This window comes from Halorubrum sp. SD690R (assembly GCF_005435035.1).
In the GTDB taxonomy this organism is placed as follows: Archaea; Halobacteriota; Halobacteria; order Halobacteriales; family Haloferacaceae; genus Halorubrum; species Halorubrum ezzemoulense.
Genome location: NZ_SGTV01000003.1, coordinates 169390 through 189183 on the forward strand (window position 1 = coordinate 169390; position 19794 = coordinate 189183).

Genomic DNA, 19794 nt, shown 5'->3' on the forward strand with positions numbered 1-19794 from the left:
CCTCGATCGACGGAGGAGTCCGGCCCGGTCTATCCTTGTCGGGGGACGAACTATGGGCCGATCGGCTCGGTCGGAATCGGCTCCGGGAGCCCCTCGAGCACGAGCGTCGTGTAGTGGAGGAACACGGCCAGCGCCGCGATCGACAGCAGCAGCAGGAAAAGCAGAATCATGCGCTCGTCGCTGCGGACGACCCCGGCGGTGTCCGCGAGAAACGCCGTCAGCGCGCGACACTCGGGCATTGGACTCAGTTGCGCACGCGCTTAGTTAAAACTGCCTGGCGGACCGTTCGGACGGCGCCGATTGGGCCGACCCGCCGGTCCGGCTCGGTCGCGGTCGCTCAGTCGTCAGACGGTGACGGCGGCGATCGGCCGAGCGGTTCGCCGTCGACCGGCTCGTCCGGGTTCGCGTTCACCGCGGCGTCGCTCAGCCCGAGTTGGGCGTCGACGTCGACGTCTTCGCGGACGTGGACGGTGCCGCGGTGAACCGCGATGGCGTCCGCGAGGTGGAGCCGGACCGCGTCGAGCAGGACCTCGGCCTCGAGCGGCTGCCCGCGCCGCTTGATCTCGTTGACCTCGGCCCCCGGCGGCACGTCGAAGGCGCGCTGGGCGATCACCGGGCCCTGATCGAGGTCCGTCGTGACGTAGTGGGCGGTAACGCCAGCGATTCGGACGCCCGCGTCCTTCGCCTGTCGGTACGCCTCGGCACCGGGGAACGCCGGGAGCAGCGAGGGGTGGACGTTGATAATCCGGCCCTCGTACCGGAAGACGACCTCCGGCGAGAGGATGCGCATGTAGCGCGCCAGCGCGATGAGGTCCACGTCGTACTCGGCGAGCAGGTCGAGGAGCCGGCCCTCGTCGGTGTTGCCGTTGCCGTCGCCCACGTCGTAGAACGGCTTGTCGTAGCGCTCCGCGAGCGACCGCAGGTCGCCGCGGTTGCCGATGACCACCGGGATCTCAGCCTCGCCGTCGTCCGCGAGTTCGCCGCGCTCCTCCGCCTCTAACAGAGCCTCGGGGGCGTGCGTCTCCTTCGTGACGAGCAGCGCGACGCGGCGCGCGTCGCGGTCGCTCGGGAACCGGACTTGGATGTCGACGTCGAGCTCGCGGCCGAGCTCGGCGAGCGCGCGCCGGAGCTCGCCGCGCGAGGTCTCCATCTCGGCGGTGTCGACGCGAGTCGTCATCCGGAAGACGCCCTCGCGGACCGCCTGGTCGAGGTCCTCGATGTTGATTCCCCGCTCGAACAGCAGGGAGGTGACCCGCGCGATGAGTCCGGTCTTGTCTCCTCCGACGACCGTGATCTCGGTCAGTTCGCGGGTCACGCGACGATCACCTCCGCGGGTTCGAGCGGCTGCATACACCCGGTGGAGAAGGCGGAGGGGTTTGCCCCTTTCGTTCCGCGCCGTTTCTGCTTCCCGCACGAAAGACCGGTATGTATCCACAAATATGCGTATAAACGGCGTTCCAAAACGGTTTTTACACACGACTCCGCACCAACGACCATGACAGCATACACGGCGACGGTGACGGTCCGGCTGAAGCGGGGCGTCCTCGACCCGGAGGCCGAGACGACCCAGCAGGCGCTCGAACGGCTCGGGTTCGAGCTGTCGGACCTCCGCTCGGCCGACCGGTTCGAGGTCGACCTTGACGCCGCCGACGCCGACGAGGCCGCCGACCGCGCCGACGAGATGGCCGAGCGGCTGCTCGCGAACCCCACGATCCACGACTACGACGTGGCGGTCGCGGAGCGATGACGGTCGCCGTCGTCGAGACGACGCCGATCGTCACCGGCGCGACCCGCGCCGACCCGACGGTCGCGGCCGCCCAAGCGAGGTGGGCGGCGTGACGGTCGCCGTCGTCCAGTTCGGCGGCTCCAACTGTGACCGCGACGCGGTCCGCGCGCTGGACCACCTCGGCGTCGACGCCGAGCGCGTCTGGCACGCGGACGGCCTCCCCGACGACCCCGACGGGATCGTCCTCCCCGGCGGGTTCTCCTACGGCGACTACCTCCGCGCCGGCGCGATGGCGGCGCGCGATCCGATCATGGCGGAGGTCCGCGAGGCGGCCGACGAGGGCGTCCCCGTGATCGGGGTCTGTAACGGCGCGCAGATCGGCTCGGAGTCCGGGTTGACGCCCGGCGCGTTCACCACAAACGCCTCCGCGCGCTTCCAGTGTGAGCCGGTCCACCTGCGCGTCGAGCGCGCTGACACGCCGTGGACCGCCGCCTACGACGAGGGCGACGTGATCGAGGTCCCGATCGCCCACGGCGAGGGGCGCTTCGAGATAAGCGCGGACGCCCACGCCGACCTCGTCGGCGACGACCGCGTCCTCTTCCGGTACTGCGACGCCGACGGGAACGTCACCGACGCCGCGAACCCGAACGGCTCGACCGACAACGTCGCCGGGGTCCTCGGCGAGCGCGAGACGGTCGCGGTGCTGATGCCTCACCCCGAGCGCGCCACGCTCCCGGACCTCGGCCGCAGCACGGACGGCGCGGGGATCCTCGAAGCGTTCGCCTGACCGCGTCCCGACCCTACCGCGCCCGCTTCGCTTCCCGCGCCGGGTCCGGTTCGCCGACCGGCCCCGCCCCGGCTTCGGTCGTCCCGTCGCTCCCCAGTTCGCGCTCCAGCGCCCGCTCGAACTCCGCCTCCGTGAGTTCGCCCTCCGCGTACCGTCGCTGGAGACGTTCGACCGCAGTTTCGTCCGCTCCGTCCGACTTCGATTCTCCGTCGGCGTCACGAGCCAACGCCCGGACGCCGACGACGCTCGCCCCGAGCAGCGCCGCGACCGCGAGGACGGCGACGAGCGAAACGAGCCCCGTCGCGCCGCCCATACCGCCCATACCCCCCATGCCGCCCGCCGTTCCCGACCCCGCTATCCCGCCCATGAGCAGTGTCGCCGCGGGGAGTTCGAGCACTGACATGCGCGATGTTTACATGACTGTGTATAAGTGTGCCGCGGACGTTCGCAGTTCGCAGGACCGCGCCGCCGTCGCCGACCGCCACGTCTCCGGCCGGACGCGGACCGGCAGTATCCGGCCCGACGACTTTTGCGCCCGGACGCCGAACACTCGCCCGTGAAGGCACGCCATATCGACCACGTCAACCTCCGCATCCCGGAAGGCGGTGCCGACGCGGCCCGCGAGTTCTACGGCGAGGCGCTCGGCTTCGGCATCGAGGACGCGCTGTACGCGGCCGGAGAGAAGCCCTTCTTCGACGTGCGGCTCTCCGCGACCGCGGTGATCCACCTGTGGCCGACCGCCGAGTTCGAGCGGCCGGCGAGGACGAACTACGACCACGTCGCGGTCGTCGTCGAGGAGTCGGTCGAGGAGATCGAAGCGGAGCTGGCCGACGCCGGCGTCGAGGTCGAAAAGCGGCTCGACTCCCCGCTCGGCGCGACCGGCGAGGCCGGCGCGGTGTACGTCAGGGACCCGTTCGGCTACCGAGTGGAGCTGAAAGCGCGGGTGTGAGCCGCCGGAGCCCGGCGACGCGTTCGCCGGTGCGGTCATCGCCGCGAGGGGCCGGGGCGTCTCGGATCTCGGGGAACTGGCGGCGACGGGCAACGCGGCCGGCGCGGCCGCGGTGTCGACGGTCTGGTCGTTCGACTCCGACGCCGTCGCGGCGGAAGCAGATCCGTGACCGACGTGTCGGGGAGTTGATGGGGCGGCGCCATGGATCCCATCGGCTCGTCCCGGGCGTCGTCTGAGGAAGAGACTTAGGTGGGTAGGCGGTCTGACCTGCGGTATGGTCTCACGCATCCTCGTCCCGATGGACGACTCCGACCACTCGGTGGAGGCTCTCGCGTACGCGCTCGACAGCTTTCCGGAGGCCGACGTCACGGTGTTACACGTCGTCGGTGTCCCTTCCTCGATGTTCGGCGAAGCGACGGACCTCGCCCTTGCGGACGACATCGACGAGGCCGCCGCCGAACGCGCCGAGCCCGCCTTCGAGCGGGCGCGCGCGGCGGCCGCCGAGCGGGGGCGGGAGATAGACACGGTCGTGGGTATCGGCCACCCGGCCCGGAACATCATCAATCGGGCGGGTGACTACGACACGGTCGTGATCGGCGCTCACGGGGCGGACCACCGCCGCATGACGCGCCGGTTCCTCGTGGGGAACGTGGCCGAAACGGTCGCCAGGCGGTCGCCGGTCCCGGTCACGATCGTTCGGTGACCAGAGCGGCTCCGTCGAACGTTACCATGGCGACGGCGGTACCCGCGATCAGCGCGAGCAGACACCCCGTGGTTCGTGGCGACGACGGTACGACGCGCGACCGCACGCGCAGTCCGGGGTCGTCGTACGTGCCGACCCCGAGCGCCGCGAGCCGCCGCGCCTGGTCGACCGCCGTCACCACGAGCACGAACCACAGCGGGGCCGCGAGCCCGAACCGGACGAACGAGGACGGCAGACTTAGGGCCGCGTCGCCCGACGTCGCGACGACCGCCGGGGTCACGCGAATGACGAGGATGTAGAACAGGAGGTAGCCGAGGCATGCCTCAACCAGCCCGTGCGCAGGGAACTGGCTGTCATCCTCGTCGACGCGACGGGCCGCGCTTGCGACGGACATGCTGATACGCGACCGACGACGAGGGGCGAGTTCAATACGTTACCGCCTGTCGAATAACGGGTGTCGAGCCCCGCTTCCGGAAGCCGACTCCGTGCGGGGGGAACCGCGATCCCCGCCGAGCAACCCTCGCCCCGACGCGGCGGTTTAAGACCCCCGAGCGACAGGGTCGGGTATGAGCGAACAGCAGTCGAGATCGGACGACGGCGAGCGGCGTCGTCGCCGGGAGGACGCGGACCGATTCGCCGGGACGAAAGACGAGGACCTGCCGAGCCGCGAGGTGACAGAGGGGCCGGACAAGGCGCCGCACCGCGCCATGTTCCGCGCGATGGGGTTCGACGACGAGGACCTCTCGTCACCGATCGTCGGCGTGCCGAACCCGGCCGCCGACATCACGCCGTGTAACGTCCACCTCGACGACGTGGCGGGCGCCGCGCTCGACGGCATCGACGCGGCGGGGGGGATGCCGATCGAGTTCGGCACGATCACCATCTCCGACGCCATCTCGATGGGGACGGAAGGGATGAAGGCGAGCCTGATCTCGCGGGAGGTGATCGCCGACTCCGTCGAGCTCGTCTCCTTCGGCGAGCGCATGGACGCCCTCGTGACGGTCGCGGGCTGCGACAAGAACCTCCCCGGGATGATGATGGCCGCGATCCGGACGGACCTCCCCAGCGTCTTCCTCTACGGCGGCTCGATCATGCCCGGGCAACACGACGGCCGCGACGTGACGATCGTCCAGGTGTTCGAGGGCGTCGGCACGTACGCGCAGGGCGACATGGACGCCGACGAACTCGACGAGTTAGAGCGGCACGCCTGCCCCGGCGCGGGCTCGTGCGGCGGGATGTTCACCGCGAACACGATGGCGTCGCTGTCGGAGGCGCTCGGGCTGGCGCCGCTCGGATCGGCCTCGCCGCCGGCGGAGGACGAGGAGCGCTACGCGGTCGCCGAGCGCGCCGGCGAGCTGGCGATGGACTGTATCGAGAACGACCGCCGCCCCTCCGACATCCTCTCGCGCGAGTCGTTCGAGAACGCGATCGCGGCCCAGACCGCGATGGGCGGCTCGACGAACGCGGTCCTCCACCTGCTCGCGCTCGCGGGCGAGGCCGACGTCGACCTCTCTATCGAGGACTTCGACGAGATCTCCCGGCGCACGCCGAAGATCGCGAACCTCCAGCCCGGCGGGAGCCGCGTCATGAACGACCTCCACGAGGTCGGCGGCGTGCCGGTCGTGCTCCGCCGCCTACTTGAGGCCGACCTGCTCCACGGCGACGCGATGACCGTGACGGGCCGGACGCTCGCCGAGGAGATCGCGGCCCTGGAGGAGCGCGGCGAACTCCCGGCCGACGACGATATCGAGGCCGACTTCCTCTACCCCGTCGAGGACCCGAAGGAAGAGGAGGGCGCCATCAAGATCCTCGACGGCAACCTCGCGCCGGACGGCTCAGTGCTGAAGGTGACCGGCGACGACGAGTTCTACCACGAGGGCCCCGCCCGCGTGTTCGAGAACGAGGAGGACGCGATGGAGTACGTCCAGTCGGGGGCGATCGAGTCCGGCGACGTGATCGTCATCCGCAACGAGGGGCCCCGCGGCGGCCCGGGCATGCGCGAGATGCTCGGCGTCACCGCCGCCGTCGTCGGCGCGGGCCACGAGGACGACGTGGCGCTGCTCACCGACGGCCGCTTCTCGGGCGGCACCCGCGGTCCGATGATCGGCCACGTCGCGCCCGAGGCCGCCGTCGGCGGTCCGATCGGGCTCATCGAGGACGGCGACCACGTCACGGTCGACATCCCCGAGCGCGACCTGACCGTGGACCTCTCCGACGAGGAGCTCGACGAGCGCCGCGAGGCGTGGGACGCGCCCGAACCGCCCTACGAGGGCGGCATCCTCGCGAAGTACGGCCGCGACTTCGCCTCGGCCGCGGAGGGCGCGGTGACGAACCCGCGGCTCACGCGGGACTGAACGGGCGGTTCGCGCGCCGTCAGGCGACACCCGGAACGAGGACGAAGAACCCGTAGGCCAGCAGGGTCGACACGGACGGGCCGATGATCCACATCGAGATGTACTTCAGCACCGCTCGGGGGTTGAACAGGTCGCCGGCCTCCAACACCGCCTCCGGTTCCGCCTCGCCGATCGGCGCCGACCGCTCCTCTTCGTCCTCCGAGACGGTTATCGCGCCGGGGACGATCTCGTTGTCCCCGGTGTTCCGGGTGACCGCCTCCTGAACGGTGACCGGCCGCGTCGCGCGTCCCCACCCGATGCCGACGATCGTCATCACCGTGCCCATGACGAGGCTGATCGGGATCCCGAGGTACGAGAGGACCGTCGTGATCGTCGAGGCCGTCGTCATCACGAAGAGGGCCGCGAGCAGGGGGATGTCGCTCAGTTCGCCGCCGACCGACTCCATCGTGCGGCGGGCGATCGTGAAGCCGCCGAGTCCGATCGCGAGCGTGGCGATCCCGATAGCGGTGTTTTCCGGAAGCCCTCCGACGCCGCTGACCAGCGGCGCGGCGGCGTTCGGTACGTTGCTCGCGCCGGCGCTGAACGACATGTAACAGCCGATGAGGAGGACGACGACCGTGCTGATGAGCTCCGTCACGGTCGTGTTCGGGCCGAGTTCCGGCTTCGGTACCCCGCCCTCGCGGTCGAGCCGCAGCAGCGGGCCGGGGGACTTCTCGATGTGGACCCGCCGGTTCACCGCCGGGTAGACGTACCGACCGATCACGACGCCGACCCAGAACCCGATGATCGGGGTCACGATCCACCACGAGATGATCCGCGAGACCGTCGCGTAGTCGAGCGTGTCGGTCGCCAGTCCGAGGCCGGCGATCGCTCCGACGGTCGTCATCGAGGTCGGCACGGGGACCCCGAAGATGTTCGCGATGAGGATCCCGAGTCCGATGAAGAACAACACGGCGACACCCGCCGAGAGCGAGAGCTCCGTCGTGATGATCCCGCCGCTCAGCGTGTCCATCACGTTTCGCCCCACGGTCCAGCCGCCGAGGAAGACGAACGCCGTCATGAGTCCCGCGGCGGTCGTCTTCTTCAGGATGCCGGCCCCGACGGGAGGTCCCCACGCGATGCCGGTCGAGGAGCCGCCGATGTTGAAGCCGACGAACGCCGACGCGACGACCCCGACCGCCAGGAGCGTTTCCACCATCGAATCGTGGTACCGCCATACGAGGCATATAAGTGTCGTAATCGGTCACGATTCGGGCTCGAAACTGCGGCGTTGCGGCCGCGGTTCCGGTGCGGCCGCCGGTCCGGCGTCAGCGGGACTCGCCGCCGTCGGTCTGCGCGGTCTTGACCGACTCGGCGCGCCAGACGTTGCTCCGACGCCCGGCGCGGGAGAGTTCCATCTTCACGACCGACCCTACCGGCAGGTCGGCGACGCGCTCGCGGGCGTCCTCGTCGGCGTAGTCGACGACGTGGAACGTCTCGTTGCGTGGATGGGCACGTACAGTGGTGCAATCGTGATCGTTCTGTGCGGAAATGACGGTGTACGCGTTTGATTGAGACATCTTATCTCGTTATTCTTGGACATCCTATTTCAAGTCTCCGTATATTCACTACGGACGTGAGGCAGGTCGTAATACGGATATAAGGTGTTGAAGCGCCAAGTCGGTCGGACGAATTGCCGGGGATAACTGGGCAGACGACACACCGAGACCGGGCGGGAGGCGCTCGTCGGGAGCGCTCGCGAATCAGCATACCTATTTCCGGCCGCGGCGAAGCCCGCTCATGGACCGAGGCGACGGCCCCGAGGGCGAGACGACCGCTGACGGCGAGGCGGGCCGCAGCGATGGCACGACCGGCGAGCGCGCAACGGACGCGAACACCGACGGCGTGGCGCTGTTCGTCGACGGCCCGAACGTGTTGCGCGAGGAGTTCGACGTGGACCTCGACGACGTGCGGCTGGCCGCCGAGGCCGAGGGCCCGCTGGTGACGACCCGGCTCTACCTCGACGAGCACGCGACGCCGGGGCTGATTCAGGCCGCGGAGGCCCGCGGTTTCGAGGTCGTGATCACGAGCGGCGACGTGGACGTGAAGCTCGCGGTCGACGCCGCGCGGTTCGCGGCCGAGAACCGAATGGACACCCTCGCGATCGCCTCGCGCGACACGGACTTCAAGCCGGTCGTCGAGACCGCCAACGGCTACGGGATCCGGACGCTCGCCATCGCGCCCGGGGAGTTCGGGCGCTCGGACGCGCTCCGCAACGCCGCCAACGGCTCCGTGACGCTCGACGGCGACGAGAGCGACGGCGCCGGGAGCGACGACGACGAGACGGACGCCGGATCGCCCTCGACGCGATAGCGGTCGGGCGACGCCGGCGGCCGCGTATAGCTGAACGCCGACCTCGCGGTTCGCTCGGGGCTCCCCGCGGTCGCCCCTCCCTCACCGCTACCTCCCACGCGCTCCTCGCGCTGGCCGCACCGAATTGTATAAAAGACGGCTACCGGCGGTCGCGAGCTTTCATGAGAGAATCGCTCCCGGCGAGACAACTCACCGCCGCCGTCCGCGACCGAGCCGTCCCAAGAGCAGCGCGCCGAGTCCGCCGGCCAGTCCCGCGAGACCGACGAGGACCACTCCGGTCGCGACCCCGCCGTACCGCGCGGCCGCCGCGTCGATCGCCACCCGTGTCCAGCCGAGGTTCGGCACCGCGAACAGCGCCTTGCCGGCGATCCACTCCTCGGGGACGACCGGGGCGATGCCCGCGCTCTGGTCGTACAGCCCGTTCGCGTCCCCGCGCGTGACGTACCCGTCGTACGGCGCCGGACAGGTTGAGAGCTCCCCGCAGTCGCCGGAGAGCAGGTCCGGGTCGGCCCGCTCCGTCCAGTCCTCGCCCGCTTCCACGGGGAACGCCAAGCGGTGGAACACCGGGCGACCCCCGGCGCCCGGAACGGCGTAAACGACCACGTCTCCCGGTCCGCCGAGCCGCGTCGGCGCGTCCCTGTCGGCGGCGCTCGAGAGGTCGCCCCACGGCGTTCGGTCGGCGGCCGTGACGACGACGAGGTCGCCGCGCTCGACGCCGGGAGTCATGCTGCCGCTCTCGACCGCGACGAACGGCGGCCACGTGCCCACGACGGCGCCGAGCAGGACCGCGACGAGGAGGACGGCGACCGCGGGCGCCACCGCGGCGGCGGTGTCGGGACGGGAACTGCTCACGGTCGGGAGACGGCACGGCGACCGCTTGAGGCTGTCGCTCGAGGTGGTCGGGGCCACGCGGCCGGGCCCGCCGCGGACGCGCGGACCGCCGCTGTCACAACACCTTAGGCTCGCCCGGGAGAGGGTGCGCGTATGACCGACCGTCTCCCTCCGCTCCACGACGACCACGACGCGCGCGGTGCGAAGTTCACCGACTTCGGCGGCTGGCAGATGCCCGTCGAGTTCGACTCGATTCAGACGGAACACGCGGCGGTCCGCGAGTCGGTCGGCGTCTTCGATGTCTCCCACATGGGCGAGATCGAGGTGGCCGGCCCGGACGCGACCGAACTGATGAACCGACTCACCACCAACGACGTGCGCGCGCTCGACCCCGGGGACTCCCAGTACGCCGCGATCACGAACGGGGAGGGCGTGATGCTCGACGACACGGTCGTCTACCGGCTCCCCGACGGGACTCCGGCCGGGGAAGGGGCGGCGTCGCTCGCGGCGTTGGAGAGCGACCACGGCGGCGACCTCGACGCGCCGAGCGGCGACCCGGCGTACCTCTTCGTACCGAACGCGGGCCACGACGGACAGATGGCCGACCGCTGGACCGCGCACCGCGACGAGTGGGGGCTCGACGCGACCGTCGCGAACGCCACGGGGGACTGGGCGATGCTCGCGGTCCAGGGCCCCGACGCGGCCGACGCCCTCGACCAGGCCACGCCCCGCGACCGCGTCGTCGACCTCTCGAAGTTCGAGGCGGCGGTGGCGGCGGTGGCGGGGGTCGAGAGCTGGGTCGCGCGCACCGGTTACACCGGCGAGGACGGCTTCGAGGTGATGTGCCCGGCCGCCGACGCCGGCGCCGTCTGGGAGGCGTTCGTCGACGCGCCCCGCGAGGCGCAGCCGTGCGGCCTCGGCGCGCGCGACACGCTCCGCACCGAGATTGGGTTCCTGCTGTCCGGACAGGACTTCGATCCCGAGGGCGAGCCCCGGACCCCGTACGAGGCGCGGATCGGCTTCGTCGTGAAGCTCGACACGGAGTTCGTCGGCCGCGACGCGCTGGAGGTCCAGAAGGAGCAGGGCGTCGACGAGACGTTCGTCGGCGTCAGGCTCTCGGAGCGCGGCGTGCCCCGCGGCGGGTACGCGGTCACCGACGGCGACCTCACCAGAGTCGGGAAGCTCACCTCCGGGACGATGAGCCCGACGCTCGACGAGCCGATCGGGCTGGGGTACCTCCACGAGTCGTACGCCGACGCCGGCACCGAGGTGAGCGTCGTCGTGCGCGGCGACGAGAAGCGCGCCGAAGTCGTGGTCCCGCCGTTCCTCGACCGCTGAGGTGATCCGCGGCGGCCTCCCGGGCCGCGGCTACGCGTCGACCGTCTCCTTCCGTTTGTCGACCACTTTCACGTCCGCGATCCGCGTGTCGGGGTACTGGCCGTCGCCGTCCTTCTCCGCGGCCTTCACCATGTCCCAGACGGTGTTGAGCCCGGTCGTGACGCCCTCCAGCGCCTCCATCTCACAGCCCGTCTTGCCGGTGGTCTCGACCGCGACCGTCAGCTCGATCCGGTCGTCGCCGACCGCGAACTCGGCGTCGACGTTCGTGATCGGGATCTGGTGGCACATCGGGATCGTCTCCCAGGTGTGTTTCACCGCCTGAACGGCGCCGATCCGGGCGGTCGCGAGCACGTCGCCCTTCTCGACCGCGTCGGCCTCGACCGCCGCGATCGTCCCCGGCGTCAGCCGGATCTCCCCGCGGGCGACCGCTCGCCGGCTGCTGTCGGGCTTCGCGCCCACGTCGACCATCTGGACGTCGCCGGCGTCGTCGGTGTGTGTCAGGCCGTCCGGGCTGCCGTCGCCTCCGTTGCTTCCGTCGCCGGACCGGACCGCGTCCTCCTCACTCATCACGCATCGCCTCCGGCAGCCGATCGGGTAAGTCCGTCGCCACCAACCCCGCGCCGTTCGCCTCCGCGGCCGCGTCGCCGGCCCGGCCGACGGCGTACGCGCCGACCGCGGCCGCCCGGAACGGCTCCGTCACGGCCGCCAGCGCGCCGACCGTCCCCGCGAGCACGTCGCCCGTCCCGCCGACCGTCATGCCGGGGTTCCCGGTGCGGTTGAGCCGTGTCTCGTCGCCGTCGGCGACCACGTCGACAGCGCCCTTCACGAGCAGCGTGTGGCCCAGCCCGCCCGCGAACTCGTCGACCAGTTCCGCGCGCTCGTCCGGGTCTGACGCCCTCTCTCCGCCCATGTCGACGAGTTCGCCCTGGTGCGGCGTACAGATCAGGTCGGCGTCGGTGTCGACCTCGGGGACGACCCGGAGCGCGTCGGCGTCGACGACGCCGCGTCCGTCGTAGCCCGTCAGGAACTCGCGGACGAACTCCCGAGCCCCGTCGCCGTCGCCGAGGCCCGGGCCGAGGACAGTGACATCGCTTTCGGCCGCGAGCGACGCGACCCGGTCGACGTGGGCGGGCCCGACGCGGTCGCCGGGCAGCGCGCGGACGATGAGGTTCGGCGAGAACCCCTGGACCGCGCCGGCGACCGACTCGGGGCACGCCACGCGGACGAGGTCGGCGCCCGCGCGGAGCGCGGCCAGCGCGGACAGCGTCGGCGCCCCGGTGTACGGTCCGCCCCCGACCACCAGCACCTCGCCGTTGTCCCCCTTGTGCGAGTCCGGATCGCGGTCGAGCCCGAGGAGATCGCCGGGGCCGGTGAACCGCTCCGCGGCGGCCGGGATCCCGATGTCCGCGACCGTGACGGCGGCGGCGTCGAGTCCGGGCTTCTCGTCGTGGAACGTCACCACGCGGTCGGCGTCGACGGCGACTGGGTCGGCCGGACCGTCGGTCGCCGCCTCGCCGGTCGGTTCGCCGGTGTCGGCGTCGATCCCGGAGGGCACGTCGACCGCGATCACCGTCGCGTCGGTCGCGTTGATCGCCGCGGCGGCGGTCCGTTCCGGCTCGCGGAGGCCGCCGGAGACCCCAGAGCCGAGCATCGCGTCGACGACGACGTCCGGGCCGTCGCCGTCGGGAGCGGCGAGGGAGAAGTCGCGGGAGTCGGTGACCGTCTCGGTCGTGATCTCCGTCGCTTCAAGCGCCGCCCAGTTCTCCCGCGCGATGTCGGTCCGGATCGTCGCGGGGCGTCCGAGCAGGTGGACCGTCACGTCGTACCGCTTCAGGAACCGCGCCGCGACGAGGGCGTCGCCGCCGTTGTTCCCGCGGCCGCAGACGAGCGCGACGGCGGCACCCGGGTCCGCGACGGCCCGCACTTCGCGGGCGACGGCGTTACCGGACGACTCCATCAGCTGTTTGCGCGGGACGCCGAGCGCGGCCGCGTTGGCGTCGACGGCCGCCATGCGATCGGTCGTGATCATGCTCGGCGGTTCGAGCGCCCGGAGATTAAGCGGCCGGGGTCAGAGCCACCTCGACAGCGCTGCGCCCGCCGCGCTTCGGAAATGAAAATGTTGAAGCGGTCAGGTGGAGAACTCGGCGAATAACTGTGGCATCGGTACCCCTCGTCGGCCCGGCCGCCCCGGCAACCCCCTCCGCGGCCGACGTACCCGGCTCGTCCCCTCCGCGCCGAGTCCGCCCCGGCGGCCGCGGCCGACCGCGACCGCACGACCGACAGACGCCATCATGAACATCGGCTTCTTCACAGACAGCTACTTCCCCGGGATCGACGGCGTCACCTACACCATACAGGCGTGGCGCGAGCGCCTCGAAGCGCGGGGCCACGACGTGTACGTCGTCTACCCCGCGAGCAGCCACGAGCCCGACGACGGCGAGATCCCGGTCCGCTCGCTGCCGAACCCGTTCTACCGGCAGTACCGCTTCCCCACCTACCGCCGCCTCTCGACGCTCCCCGACCTCGACGTCGTCCACTGTCACGGCCCGGCGTCGACTGGGTTGATGGGGCTCCGGTACGCGAAGCGGTACGGCGCCACCTCGGTGTACACCCATCACACCCCCGTGGAGGACTACTTCGTCCAAGGGCTCAAGTCCGAACGGCTCGCCGCGCTCGCGGGACGGGCGTACGTCGCCTACGAGAACCGCTTTTTGAACGCGTTCGACTGCGTCACCGCCTCGACCTCGCGGATCCGCCGCGACGTGAAGCCGTACCGGCTCCCGGTCGGCATCGAGATGGACCGGTTCCGCCCCCGCGAGAACGCCGGCGCGGACTCGCTGGCGGCCGACGGGGGACCGAACGGAGACGACCGGCCCGTCGTCGGGTACAGCGGTCGGATGACCCGCAAGAAGAACGTCGACGAGATTCTCCGGCTCGCGGCGCGGCTCCCCGAGGCGCGGTTCGAACTCGTCGGCGAAGGGCCGGTCCGGGCGGAGCTGGAGGCGGACGCCTCAGCGAACGTCCGGTTCCACGACTTCCTCCCGCGGGAGGAACTCCCCGACTTCTACGCCGCGCTCGACGTCTTCGTCACGGCCTCGACCTGCGACACGCTCGGGCTCTCGACGCTGGAGGCGAACGCCTGCGGCACCCCGGTCGCGGCCGCCGACGTGGCGCCGTTCGACGAGACGATCGGTCCGGAGAACGGCGCGCGGTTCGCGCTGGACGACCTCGACGACATGGAGCGCGCGGTCCGCGACTGCCTCGACGGCGACAGGGACACCCGCGCCGCGGTCGAGCGGTTCTCGGTGGAGCAGACCGTCGACGAGCTCGAATCGATCTACGGGGTGACCGGCTAGATGGGCGCGGACAACGTCGACGCCTTCCAGCGGCTCGTGTTCTCGGTGCCGCGGCTCCGGGTTCAGGCCGCCGCGCTCGTCCTTCTGAGCGGGGTGTACGGCGTCGCCACGGTCGCGGCGATAACGGTCTTCACGCCGTTCGCTCTGGACCCGTCGCGGATCGTGCCGGTGGCGGTCCTCATCTTCCTCGTCCCGTTCGTCGTCGCCGCGGAGCTGTTCCCCCGCGTCCTCGACGGCTACCCGCGGCCGTGGAGCTACTTCCTCGCGCTCACCTCACAGTTCGTCCTGTTCGTGTACGCGCTCGTGCTCTCCGGCGCGGACAACGTCGGGAACGCGTGGAGCATCATCTGGCTGAGCTTCATCACGCTGTACCTGCTCAACATCCTAGTGCTCGTCGTCTCGACGGGGATCGACCGCTCCGACCGGATCCTCCTCGCGTCGCTCGCCGAGCCGGCCCTGCTCATCGCCGCCTTCTACGCGCTGGGCGGGAGCGAGCTCGGCTTCTCGACGTACCGCCACGTGTTCGCGTTCGCGTCGCTGCTCATCGCGGCCGGGTTCCTCGTGTTGGTGCTCCTCGTCGTCGACTACCTGATCCGGAGCAACACCGACGTCTCCGCGTTCGCGCTCACCTCCGGGCTGCTCCGGAACGACCGCGAGTCGCTCGACTTGGGCGTCGAGGCTCGCCCCGCGGTCGAGACGTTCGCGGTCGACAACGGGGACCGGCTCACCGTCGCGGCGCCGTGGGTCCACCCCGGTCCGCTCGGCGGGTTCGGCGGCGGCCAGCTGAGCGGGAACCTGATCGACGCGCTGAACGGCGCTCGGGAGGGCGAGGACGGCGCGGCCGACCGCGCCGCGGTCGCGGCCGACGGCGGAGCCGCCGCGGACGGCGACGCCGGCTTCTTCTTCCACGTCCCGTGTACCCACAAGGAGGACCTCTCGGACCCGGCGGACGCGGAGCGGATCCTCGACGCGGTCGCGGACCCGGACCGGACGGAGCGAGTCTCGCGGCTCGTCACCGAGTCGTACGGCGAGCGGGAGGGGTACGCGGACGTCAGGTTCCACGGCCGACGGATCGGCGACCGGCAGGTGATCGTCCTCCACGGCGAGGGGATCGACGACTACGACACCGGCGTGTTCATGCGCGACGTGGACCACGACGAGGTGCTGCTGATCGACCAGCACAGACACGACATCCAGAACGGCCCCGAGGTGGAGATACAGTACGGCTCCGCCGAGGCCGACCGACTGAAGCGCGCGTTCGACGACTTCCGCGACCGGCTCGCGACGGCCGACCTCGCCGACGGCTACGCCGCCGGTTTCGCGGTGACGCGGACCGCACAGAACGCGCTGGCGATGGTCGAGTCCGTCGACGGACAGGAGGTGCTCTGGATCGGCGTCGACACGAACGGCCTCACCCCGGACGTGCGGGCGACCGCCGACGCGTACCGCGACGAGTTCGACGCCGTGATCCCCTTCTCGACGGACACCCACGCGTCGATCCACGAGCTGGCGAACATGCGCGAGTCCGACCTCGACGCCATCGAGCGCGCGGTCGACCGCGCCGTCGACGACGTCGCGCCCGCGACCGTGGGGTTCGCGAGCCGACGGACGGAGCCGGTGAAGCTGCTGAAAAATGACTACAACGGGCTCGTGTTCAGCGTCAACATCCTCATCCGCCTGACGATCATCGCCCTGGTGACGCTGTACGTGCTGCTCGTGCTGTGGCTCTTCTTCTGAGACGGGGGTACTCCGGGCGAAGCCGCACCCGCCGTTTTTGTGCGCTCGCTCCGAGACCCCGATATGGTCTCCCGGACCCTCCTCCTCAGCACCGATCGGACGCCGAAACGCGCCCTCGGCGTCGTCGCGGCCGCGTTCGTCGCCGCCTCGCTCCTCGTCGTCCTCCCGTGGGAGCCGACGGGAGCCGCCGGACGCTATCCCCTCTGGGCGGCCCTCATCGCCGTCGCGGTCGGCGCAGCCGGGGACGCCGGACGACGTCGCGGCGGCCTCCTCGTGGGCTGGGGAGCCGTCTTCCTCGCGACCGTCTGGGTCTTCGTCGTCCCGCCGCTCGCTGCGCTCGCCCGCGGCGATACGCTCGGCGACGGCGGGTACGCGGTCCCGCGTCCGTCCGTCGTCGCTCTGCGTCCCCGCGCCGAACTGCTGACCGGGCTCCGGATCGGCCCGGTCGTCGCTCTCGTGGCCGCTCTCACGCTCGGGAGCGCGGCATTCGTCGCCGGCGCAGCGGTGCGCAGACGGACGGATCGGCCGTGACGACCCGCGCTACTCGAACGCCTTGACCCCGAGGGCGGAGGCCGACGCGCCGCCGATCACCATCGGGAGCCAGTAGACCGCGCCGCGGAAGACCAGGACCGCGGCGGTGATCGCGGACGCGGCGACCCCGGTCGTGGGCACGAGGAGACCGACGAGCGCGGCCTCGATGCCGCCGAGTCCGCCCGGGAGCGGCGTCGCGCCCGCGACGTACGACAGCGGGACGACGAAGACGGGGATCAACGGCGAGACCGGGTGCCCGACCGCGGCGAACGCGACGGTGAGCGCGGCCGCCTGAAACAGCCACCCGACGAGCGAGAGGGCGACGATGCCGAGGAGCCGCCGCCGGTCCGTGCCGACGCGCTCGATGTCGGCGAAGAAGTTCCCCAGCCGGTCGGCGAGCCCCGCCTCGATCGTCTCGGCGTCGAAGCGCTCGAACCGCCCGAGGAACGGCCCGACGGCGCCGGGGACGCGGTCGACGACGGCGGTGCGGTAGCGCCAGATGAAGGCGATCGCCGTGACGATCGCGGCGATCAGGCCGACCGCGCTCGCGACGGCGAACCCGACGCGGTCGCCGACCGCGGTGGTGGCCGCGTACGACCCGACGCCGAGGAACACGAGCGAGACGGAGGGGACGACGTTGAGCACGTCGACGCTCGCGATGCCGACGAGCCCCGTCTCGTAGCGCGCCTCACCCACCTTCGAGATGAGCGCGGCGGCGACCGGCTCGCCCCCGGCCTGCCCGAACGGGGTGACGTTGTTGGCGAACGCGGCGCCGCTGTACACGAGGAACGCGGTCGGGACGGACATCTCGACGTCGAGCGCGCCCAACACCGCGCGCAGCATGAGGCTCCACGCGGCGAGCCAGCAGAGCCCCAGTCCGGCGGCCGCGGCAACGAGCGCCGGGTCGGCGCGGGCGAGCGCGTCGACGACGCGATCGACCCCGACGACGACGAAAAGCACCGCGAGGAGGAGGACCGCGCCGCCAGCCCCCAAGATTAGCGCGCGCCGTTGTGGGCCTTCCATAGACGGGGTGGGTCGGTAGCGAACTTGAAACGTCTGCTTCGCGGCCGCCGCGCGGCCCTCTCGACCCCGGAGGCGCCGAATGGGAATACATACGTACCGGCGGGCCGACGACTCACCCAATGGAAGATCAGCGGTTCCTCGAGTCGGACTGGGACTACTGTCTGGTGCTCGACGCGTGCCGGTACGACGTGTTCGCCGACGTGTACGACGAGTACCTCGACGGGACGCTCGAAAAGCGCGAGAGCGTCGGGTCGTCGACGCCGGAGTGGGCCTACCGCACGTTCACGGGCGAACACGACATCGCGTACTTCTCCGGGAACCCGTTCATCAACGACCTCGGGATCCCGCTGAACGAGCTCAAGTGGGGCGCCAGCTGCGACTACGAGTGGACCGCCTCCGAGCACATCAGCGACATCCACGACGTCTGGAAGACCCAGTGGGACGACGATCTCGGCACCGTCCCGCCGGAGGGGCTCACCCGGGCGTACCGGAACAACCTCGACGCGGTCGAGCGCGCCGACCGCACCGTCCTCCACTACATGCAGCCGCACGCTCCCTACCTCTCCCGCGGGAAGGGGCAGAAGCTCAAGCAGATCCAGAAGGGGATCAGAGAGCAGGGGGAAGAGGAGGCGAGCGACGGCGGCGACGACGACGGCGGACTGCTCTCCTCGCTCAGCGACACAGTCCGGCCGAAGATCGAGAGCCGGCTGGACGACAGCGAGTTCGCCCAGAAGGCGGGGCTGTGGCTCGAACTCGACCCGAAGGACCTCGTGACGGACGGCACGCGCGTGACCGCGCTGTCGATGTACGAGGAGAACCTCCGGATCGCCTTGGAGAGCGTCTCGGAGCTCGTCGAGGAACTCGACGGCGACGTCGTCGTCACCGCCGACCACGGCGAGGCGTTCGGCGAGGAGGGCGTCTGGGAACACCACATCGAGACGTACATCCCCGCGCTGATGGAGGTCCCGTGGCTGGAAGTCGAGTGATCGGCTCCAACCGGGTCCACCGCCGGTGTCTCCGATGAAGGTCAGCCACTACTTCGAGTTCGAGGAGCACGTCACCGGCGGGATGGCCGCGTCCGTCGACCACCAGCGCAAGATGTTCGACCGGGTCGGGATCGAGTACACCACGGAGCCGACGCTGGACGCCGACGTACTCCACCTCAATCTGATGGGCCCGCGCTCGGTCTGGTACGCGCGGCGCGCTCGGAAGGCGGGCGTGCCCGTCGTCGCGCACACCCACGTCACCGCCGAGGACTTCGGCGACAGCTTCCGGTTCACGAACGCGCTCGCGCGACCGCTGAAGCCGTACCTCCGGCGCGCGTACGGGCTCGCAGACCGGCTCGTCTGTCCCTCCGAGTACAACCGCGACGTGATCCGCGGGTACGCGGACGTGCCGACGACGGTCGTCTCGAACGGGGTCGACCGCGAGAAGCTCGACGGCTTCGAGTCGCTGGAAGCGGAGTACCGCGAGCGCTACGACCTCGACACGCCGACGGTGTTCATGGTCGGCCACGTGATCAAGCGGAAGGGGTTAGAGACGTTCGTCGAGACGGCCCATCGGATGCCGGACGTCGACTTCGCGTGGTTCGGCCACGTCGACCGATCGCTGAAGGGCCGCGAGACGAAGCGGCTCATCGACGAGGCGCCGTCGAACTGTACGTTCACGGGGTTCGTCGACGACATCCGAGGCGCGTACGCCGCGGGCGACGTGTTCTGTTTCCCGACCCACGAGGAGAACGAGGGGATCGCGCTGCTGGAGGCGATGGCGGCCGGGAAACCCCTCGTCGTGCGCGACATCGAGACGTTCTCGTGGCTGGAAGACGGCGAGGAATGTCTGAAGGTTGGCAGCGAGGGCGGTGGAGACGGCGCCGCGAGCGCGGACGTCACTGACGCCCCCGGAGACAACGTCGAGGGCTTCGTCGACGCGCTAGACGAGCTCCGCGACGCCGACCGCCGGGCGGGACTCGGCGCCAACGCCGCGGCGCGAAGCGAGGAGTTCTCGCTCGACGCGATCGCCGACCGGTACCGCTCGCTGTACGCGGATCTCGTTTGAGCGGTCCGGAGCGGCCGATCGGCGGCCGTTCGCGGAAACTTGCGAAAACCGC

The 19794-nt window shown here is 70.9% G+C and carries 22 protein-coding genes; 12 read left to right on the forward strand and 10 right to left on the reverse strand.

Annotated elements, in window-relative coordinates; translation table 11 throughout:
• Positions 1–50 precede the first annotated feature (50 nt).
• Together EXE41_RS03265 and EXE41_RS03270 are read right to left on the reverse strand one after the other, a co-directional pair.
• The gene (locus EXE41_RS03265; RefSeq protein ID WP_049929553.1) at positions 51–239 is read right to left on the reverse strand and encodes a hypothetical protein; all 189 of its coding nucleotides are present in this window, start codon (positions 237–239) and stop codon (positions 51–53) included.
• A gap of 98 nt (positions 240–337) precedes the next feature.
• On the reverse strand, positions 338–1315 hold the full coding sequence (locus EXE41_RS03270; protein WP_086220114.1) for a formyltransferase family protein: 978 nt from the start codon (positions 1313–1315) through the stop codon (positions 338–340).
• A 180-nt stretch (positions 1316–1495) separates the two neighbouring features.
• Here EXE41_RS03270 and purS point away from each other — a divergent pair, with 180 nt between their 5' ends.
• Together purS and purQ are read left to right on the forward strand one after the other, a co-directional pair.
• On the forward strand, positions 1496–1747 hold the full coding sequence (gene purS / locus EXE41_RS03275; protein ID WP_004595793.1) for a phosphoribosylformylglycinamidine synthase subunit PurS: 252 nt from the start codon (positions 1496–1498) through the stop codon (positions 1745–1747).
• An 88-nt stretch (positions 1748–1835) separates the two neighbouring features.
• Complete coding sequence (gene purQ, locus EXE41_RS03280; RefSeq protein WP_086216575.1) at positions 1836–2513, forward strand: phosphoribosylformylglycinamidine synthase I; 678 nt, start codon at positions 1836–1838, stop codon at positions 2511–2513.
• Between the two features lie 13 nt (positions 2514–2526).
• Here purQ and EXE41_RS03285 read toward each other — a convergent pair whose 3' ends face one another.
• Positions 2527–2916, reverse strand: a complete 390-nt coding sequence (locus EXE41_RS03285; RefSeq protein WP_089307643.1) for an SHOCT domain-containing protein — start codon at positions 2914–2916, stop codon at positions 2527–2529.
• 153 nt (positions 2917–3069) lie between these two features.
• Between EXE41_RS03285 and EXE41_RS03290 the strand changes: the two genes are divergently transcribed.
• Positions 3070–3462, forward strand: coding sequence for a VOC family protein (locus EXE41_RS03290; RefSeq protein ID WP_049929549.1), 393 nt, complete (start codon positions 3070–3072; stop codon positions 3460–3462).
• Positions 3463–3736: 274 nt separating this feature from the next.
• A complete protein-coding gene (locus EXE41_RS03300) occupies positions 3737–4165 on the forward strand; it encodes a universal stress protein (RefSeq protein WP_137690282.1) in 429 nt (142 codons plus the stop codon).
• On the opposite strand, the gene EXE41_RS03305 is transcribed toward EXE41_RS03300, so the two are convergent.
• The gene (locus EXE41_RS03305; protein WP_137690283.1) at positions 4149–4559 is read right to left on the reverse strand and encodes a hypothetical protein; all 411 of its coding nucleotides are present in this window, start codon (positions 4557–4559) and stop codon (positions 4149–4151) included. The two genes, EXE41_RS03300 and EXE41_RS03305, sit on opposite strands and share 17 nt — an antisense overlap.
• Positions 4560–4731: 172 nt before the next feature.
• On the opposite strand from EXE41_RS03305, the gene ilvD reads away from it, so the two are divergent.
• Entirely contained in the window at positions 4732–6519 is a 1788-nt protein-coding gene (gene ilvD, locus EXE41_RS03310) for a dihydroxy-acid dehydratase (protein WP_137690284.1), read from the forward strand.
• Positions 6520–6538: 19 nt separating this feature from the next.
• Here the strand turns inward: ilvD and EXE41_RS03315 are convergent, their stop codons facing one another.
• Complete coding sequence (locus EXE41_RS03315; RefSeq protein WP_049929545.1) at positions 6539–7717, reverse strand: inorganic phosphate transporter; 1179 nt, start codon at positions 7715–7717, stop codon at positions 6539–6541.
• 109 nt (positions 7718–7826) lie between these two features.
• Positions 7827–8078 (reverse strand): hypothetical protein, encoded by a 252-nt coding sequence (locus tag EXE41_RS03320; RefSeq protein ID WP_049929544.1) that lies wholly within the window; start codon positions 8076–8078, stop codon positions 7827–7829.
• 220 nt (positions 8079–8298) lie between these two features.
• Between EXE41_RS03320 and EXE41_RS03325 the strand changes: the two genes are divergently transcribed.
• On the forward strand, positions 8299–8871 hold the full coding sequence (locus EXE41_RS03325; RefSeq protein WP_137690285.1) for an NYN domain-containing protein: 573 nt from the start codon (positions 8299–8301) through the stop codon (positions 8869–8871).
• 189 nt (positions 8872–9060) lie between these two features.
• Here the strand turns inward: EXE41_RS03325 and EXE41_RS03330 are convergent, their stop codons facing one another.
• On the reverse strand, positions 9061–9723 hold the full coding sequence (locus EXE41_RS03330; protein ID WP_137690286.1) for a S26 family signal peptidase: 663 nt from the start codon (positions 9721–9723) through the stop codon (positions 9061–9063).
• Positions 9724–9855: 132 nt separating this feature from the next.
• Here EXE41_RS03330 and EXE41_RS03335 point away from each other — a divergent pair, with 132 nt between their 5' ends.
• On the forward strand, positions 9856–11040 hold the full coding sequence (locus EXE41_RS03335; protein WP_137690287.1) for a glycine cleavage system aminomethyltransferase GcvT: 1185 nt from the start codon (positions 9856–9858) through the stop codon (positions 11038–11040).
• A 30-nt stretch (positions 11041–11070) separates the two neighbouring features.
• Here the strand turns inward: EXE41_RS03335 and moaC are convergent, their stop codons facing one another.
• Both moaC and EXE41_RS03345 read right to left on the reverse strand, forming a co-directional pair.
• Complete coding sequence (gene moaC, locus EXE41_RS03340; RefSeq protein WP_094552628.1) at positions 11071–11607, reverse strand: cyclic pyranopterin monophosphate synthase MoaC; 537 nt, start codon at positions 11605–11607, stop codon at positions 11071–11073.
• Positions 11600–13069 carry an NAD(P)H-hydrate dehydratase gene (locus EXE41_RS03345; RefSeq protein ID WP_137690288.1) on the reverse strand — a complete coding sequence of 490 codons (1470 nt, stop codon included), beginning with the start codon at positions 13067–13069 and terminating at the stop codon, positions 11600–11602. The genes moaC and EXE41_RS03345 overlap by 8 nt, the downstream gene beginning before the upstream one ends.
• Positions 13070–13331: 262 nt before the next feature.
• Here EXE41_RS03345 and EXE41_RS03350 point away from each other — a divergent pair, with 262 nt between their 5' ends.
• From EXE41_RS03350 to EXE41_RS03360, 3 genes are all read left to right on the forward strand, one after another.
• Positions 13332–14396, forward strand: coding sequence for a glycosyltransferase (locus EXE41_RS03350; protein WP_137690289.1), 1065 nt, complete (start codon positions 13332–13334; stop codon positions 14394–14396).
• A complete protein-coding gene (locus EXE41_RS03355) occupies positions 14397–16133 on the forward strand; it encodes a DUF2070 family protein (protein ID WP_137690290.1) in 1737 nt (578 codons plus the stop codon).
• 63 nt (positions 16134–16196) lie between these two features.
• Complete coding sequence (locus tag EXE41_RS03360) at positions 16197–16664, forward strand: hypothetical protein (protein ID WP_137690291.1); 468 nt, start codon at positions 16197–16199, stop codon at positions 16662–16664.
• A 9-nt stretch (positions 16665–16673) separates the two neighbouring features.
• On the opposite strand, the gene EXE41_RS03365 is transcribed toward EXE41_RS03360, so the two are convergent.
• Positions 16674–17687, reverse strand: coding sequence for a lysylphosphatidylglycerol synthase transmembrane domain-containing protein (locus tag EXE41_RS03365; RefSeq protein WP_089307635.1), 1014 nt, complete (start codon positions 17685–17687; stop codon positions 16674–16676).
• A gap of 119 nt (positions 17688–17806) precedes the next feature.
• Here EXE41_RS03365 and EXE41_RS03370 point away from each other — a divergent pair, with 119 nt between their 5' ends.
• Together EXE41_RS03370 and EXE41_RS03375 are read left to right on the forward strand one after the other, a co-directional pair.
• Positions 17807–18673, forward strand: a complete 867-nt coding sequence (locus tag EXE41_RS03370; RefSeq protein ID WP_049929532.1) for a hypothetical protein — start codon at positions 17807–17809, stop codon at positions 18671–18673.
• A gap of 34 nt (positions 18674–18707) precedes the next feature.
• Complete coding sequence (locus EXE41_RS03375) at positions 18708–19742, forward strand: glycosyltransferase family 4 protein (protein ID WP_137690292.1); 1035 nt, start codon at positions 18708–18710, stop codon at positions 19740–19742.
• The last annotated feature ends 52 nt before the right edge of the window (positions 19743–19794 follow it).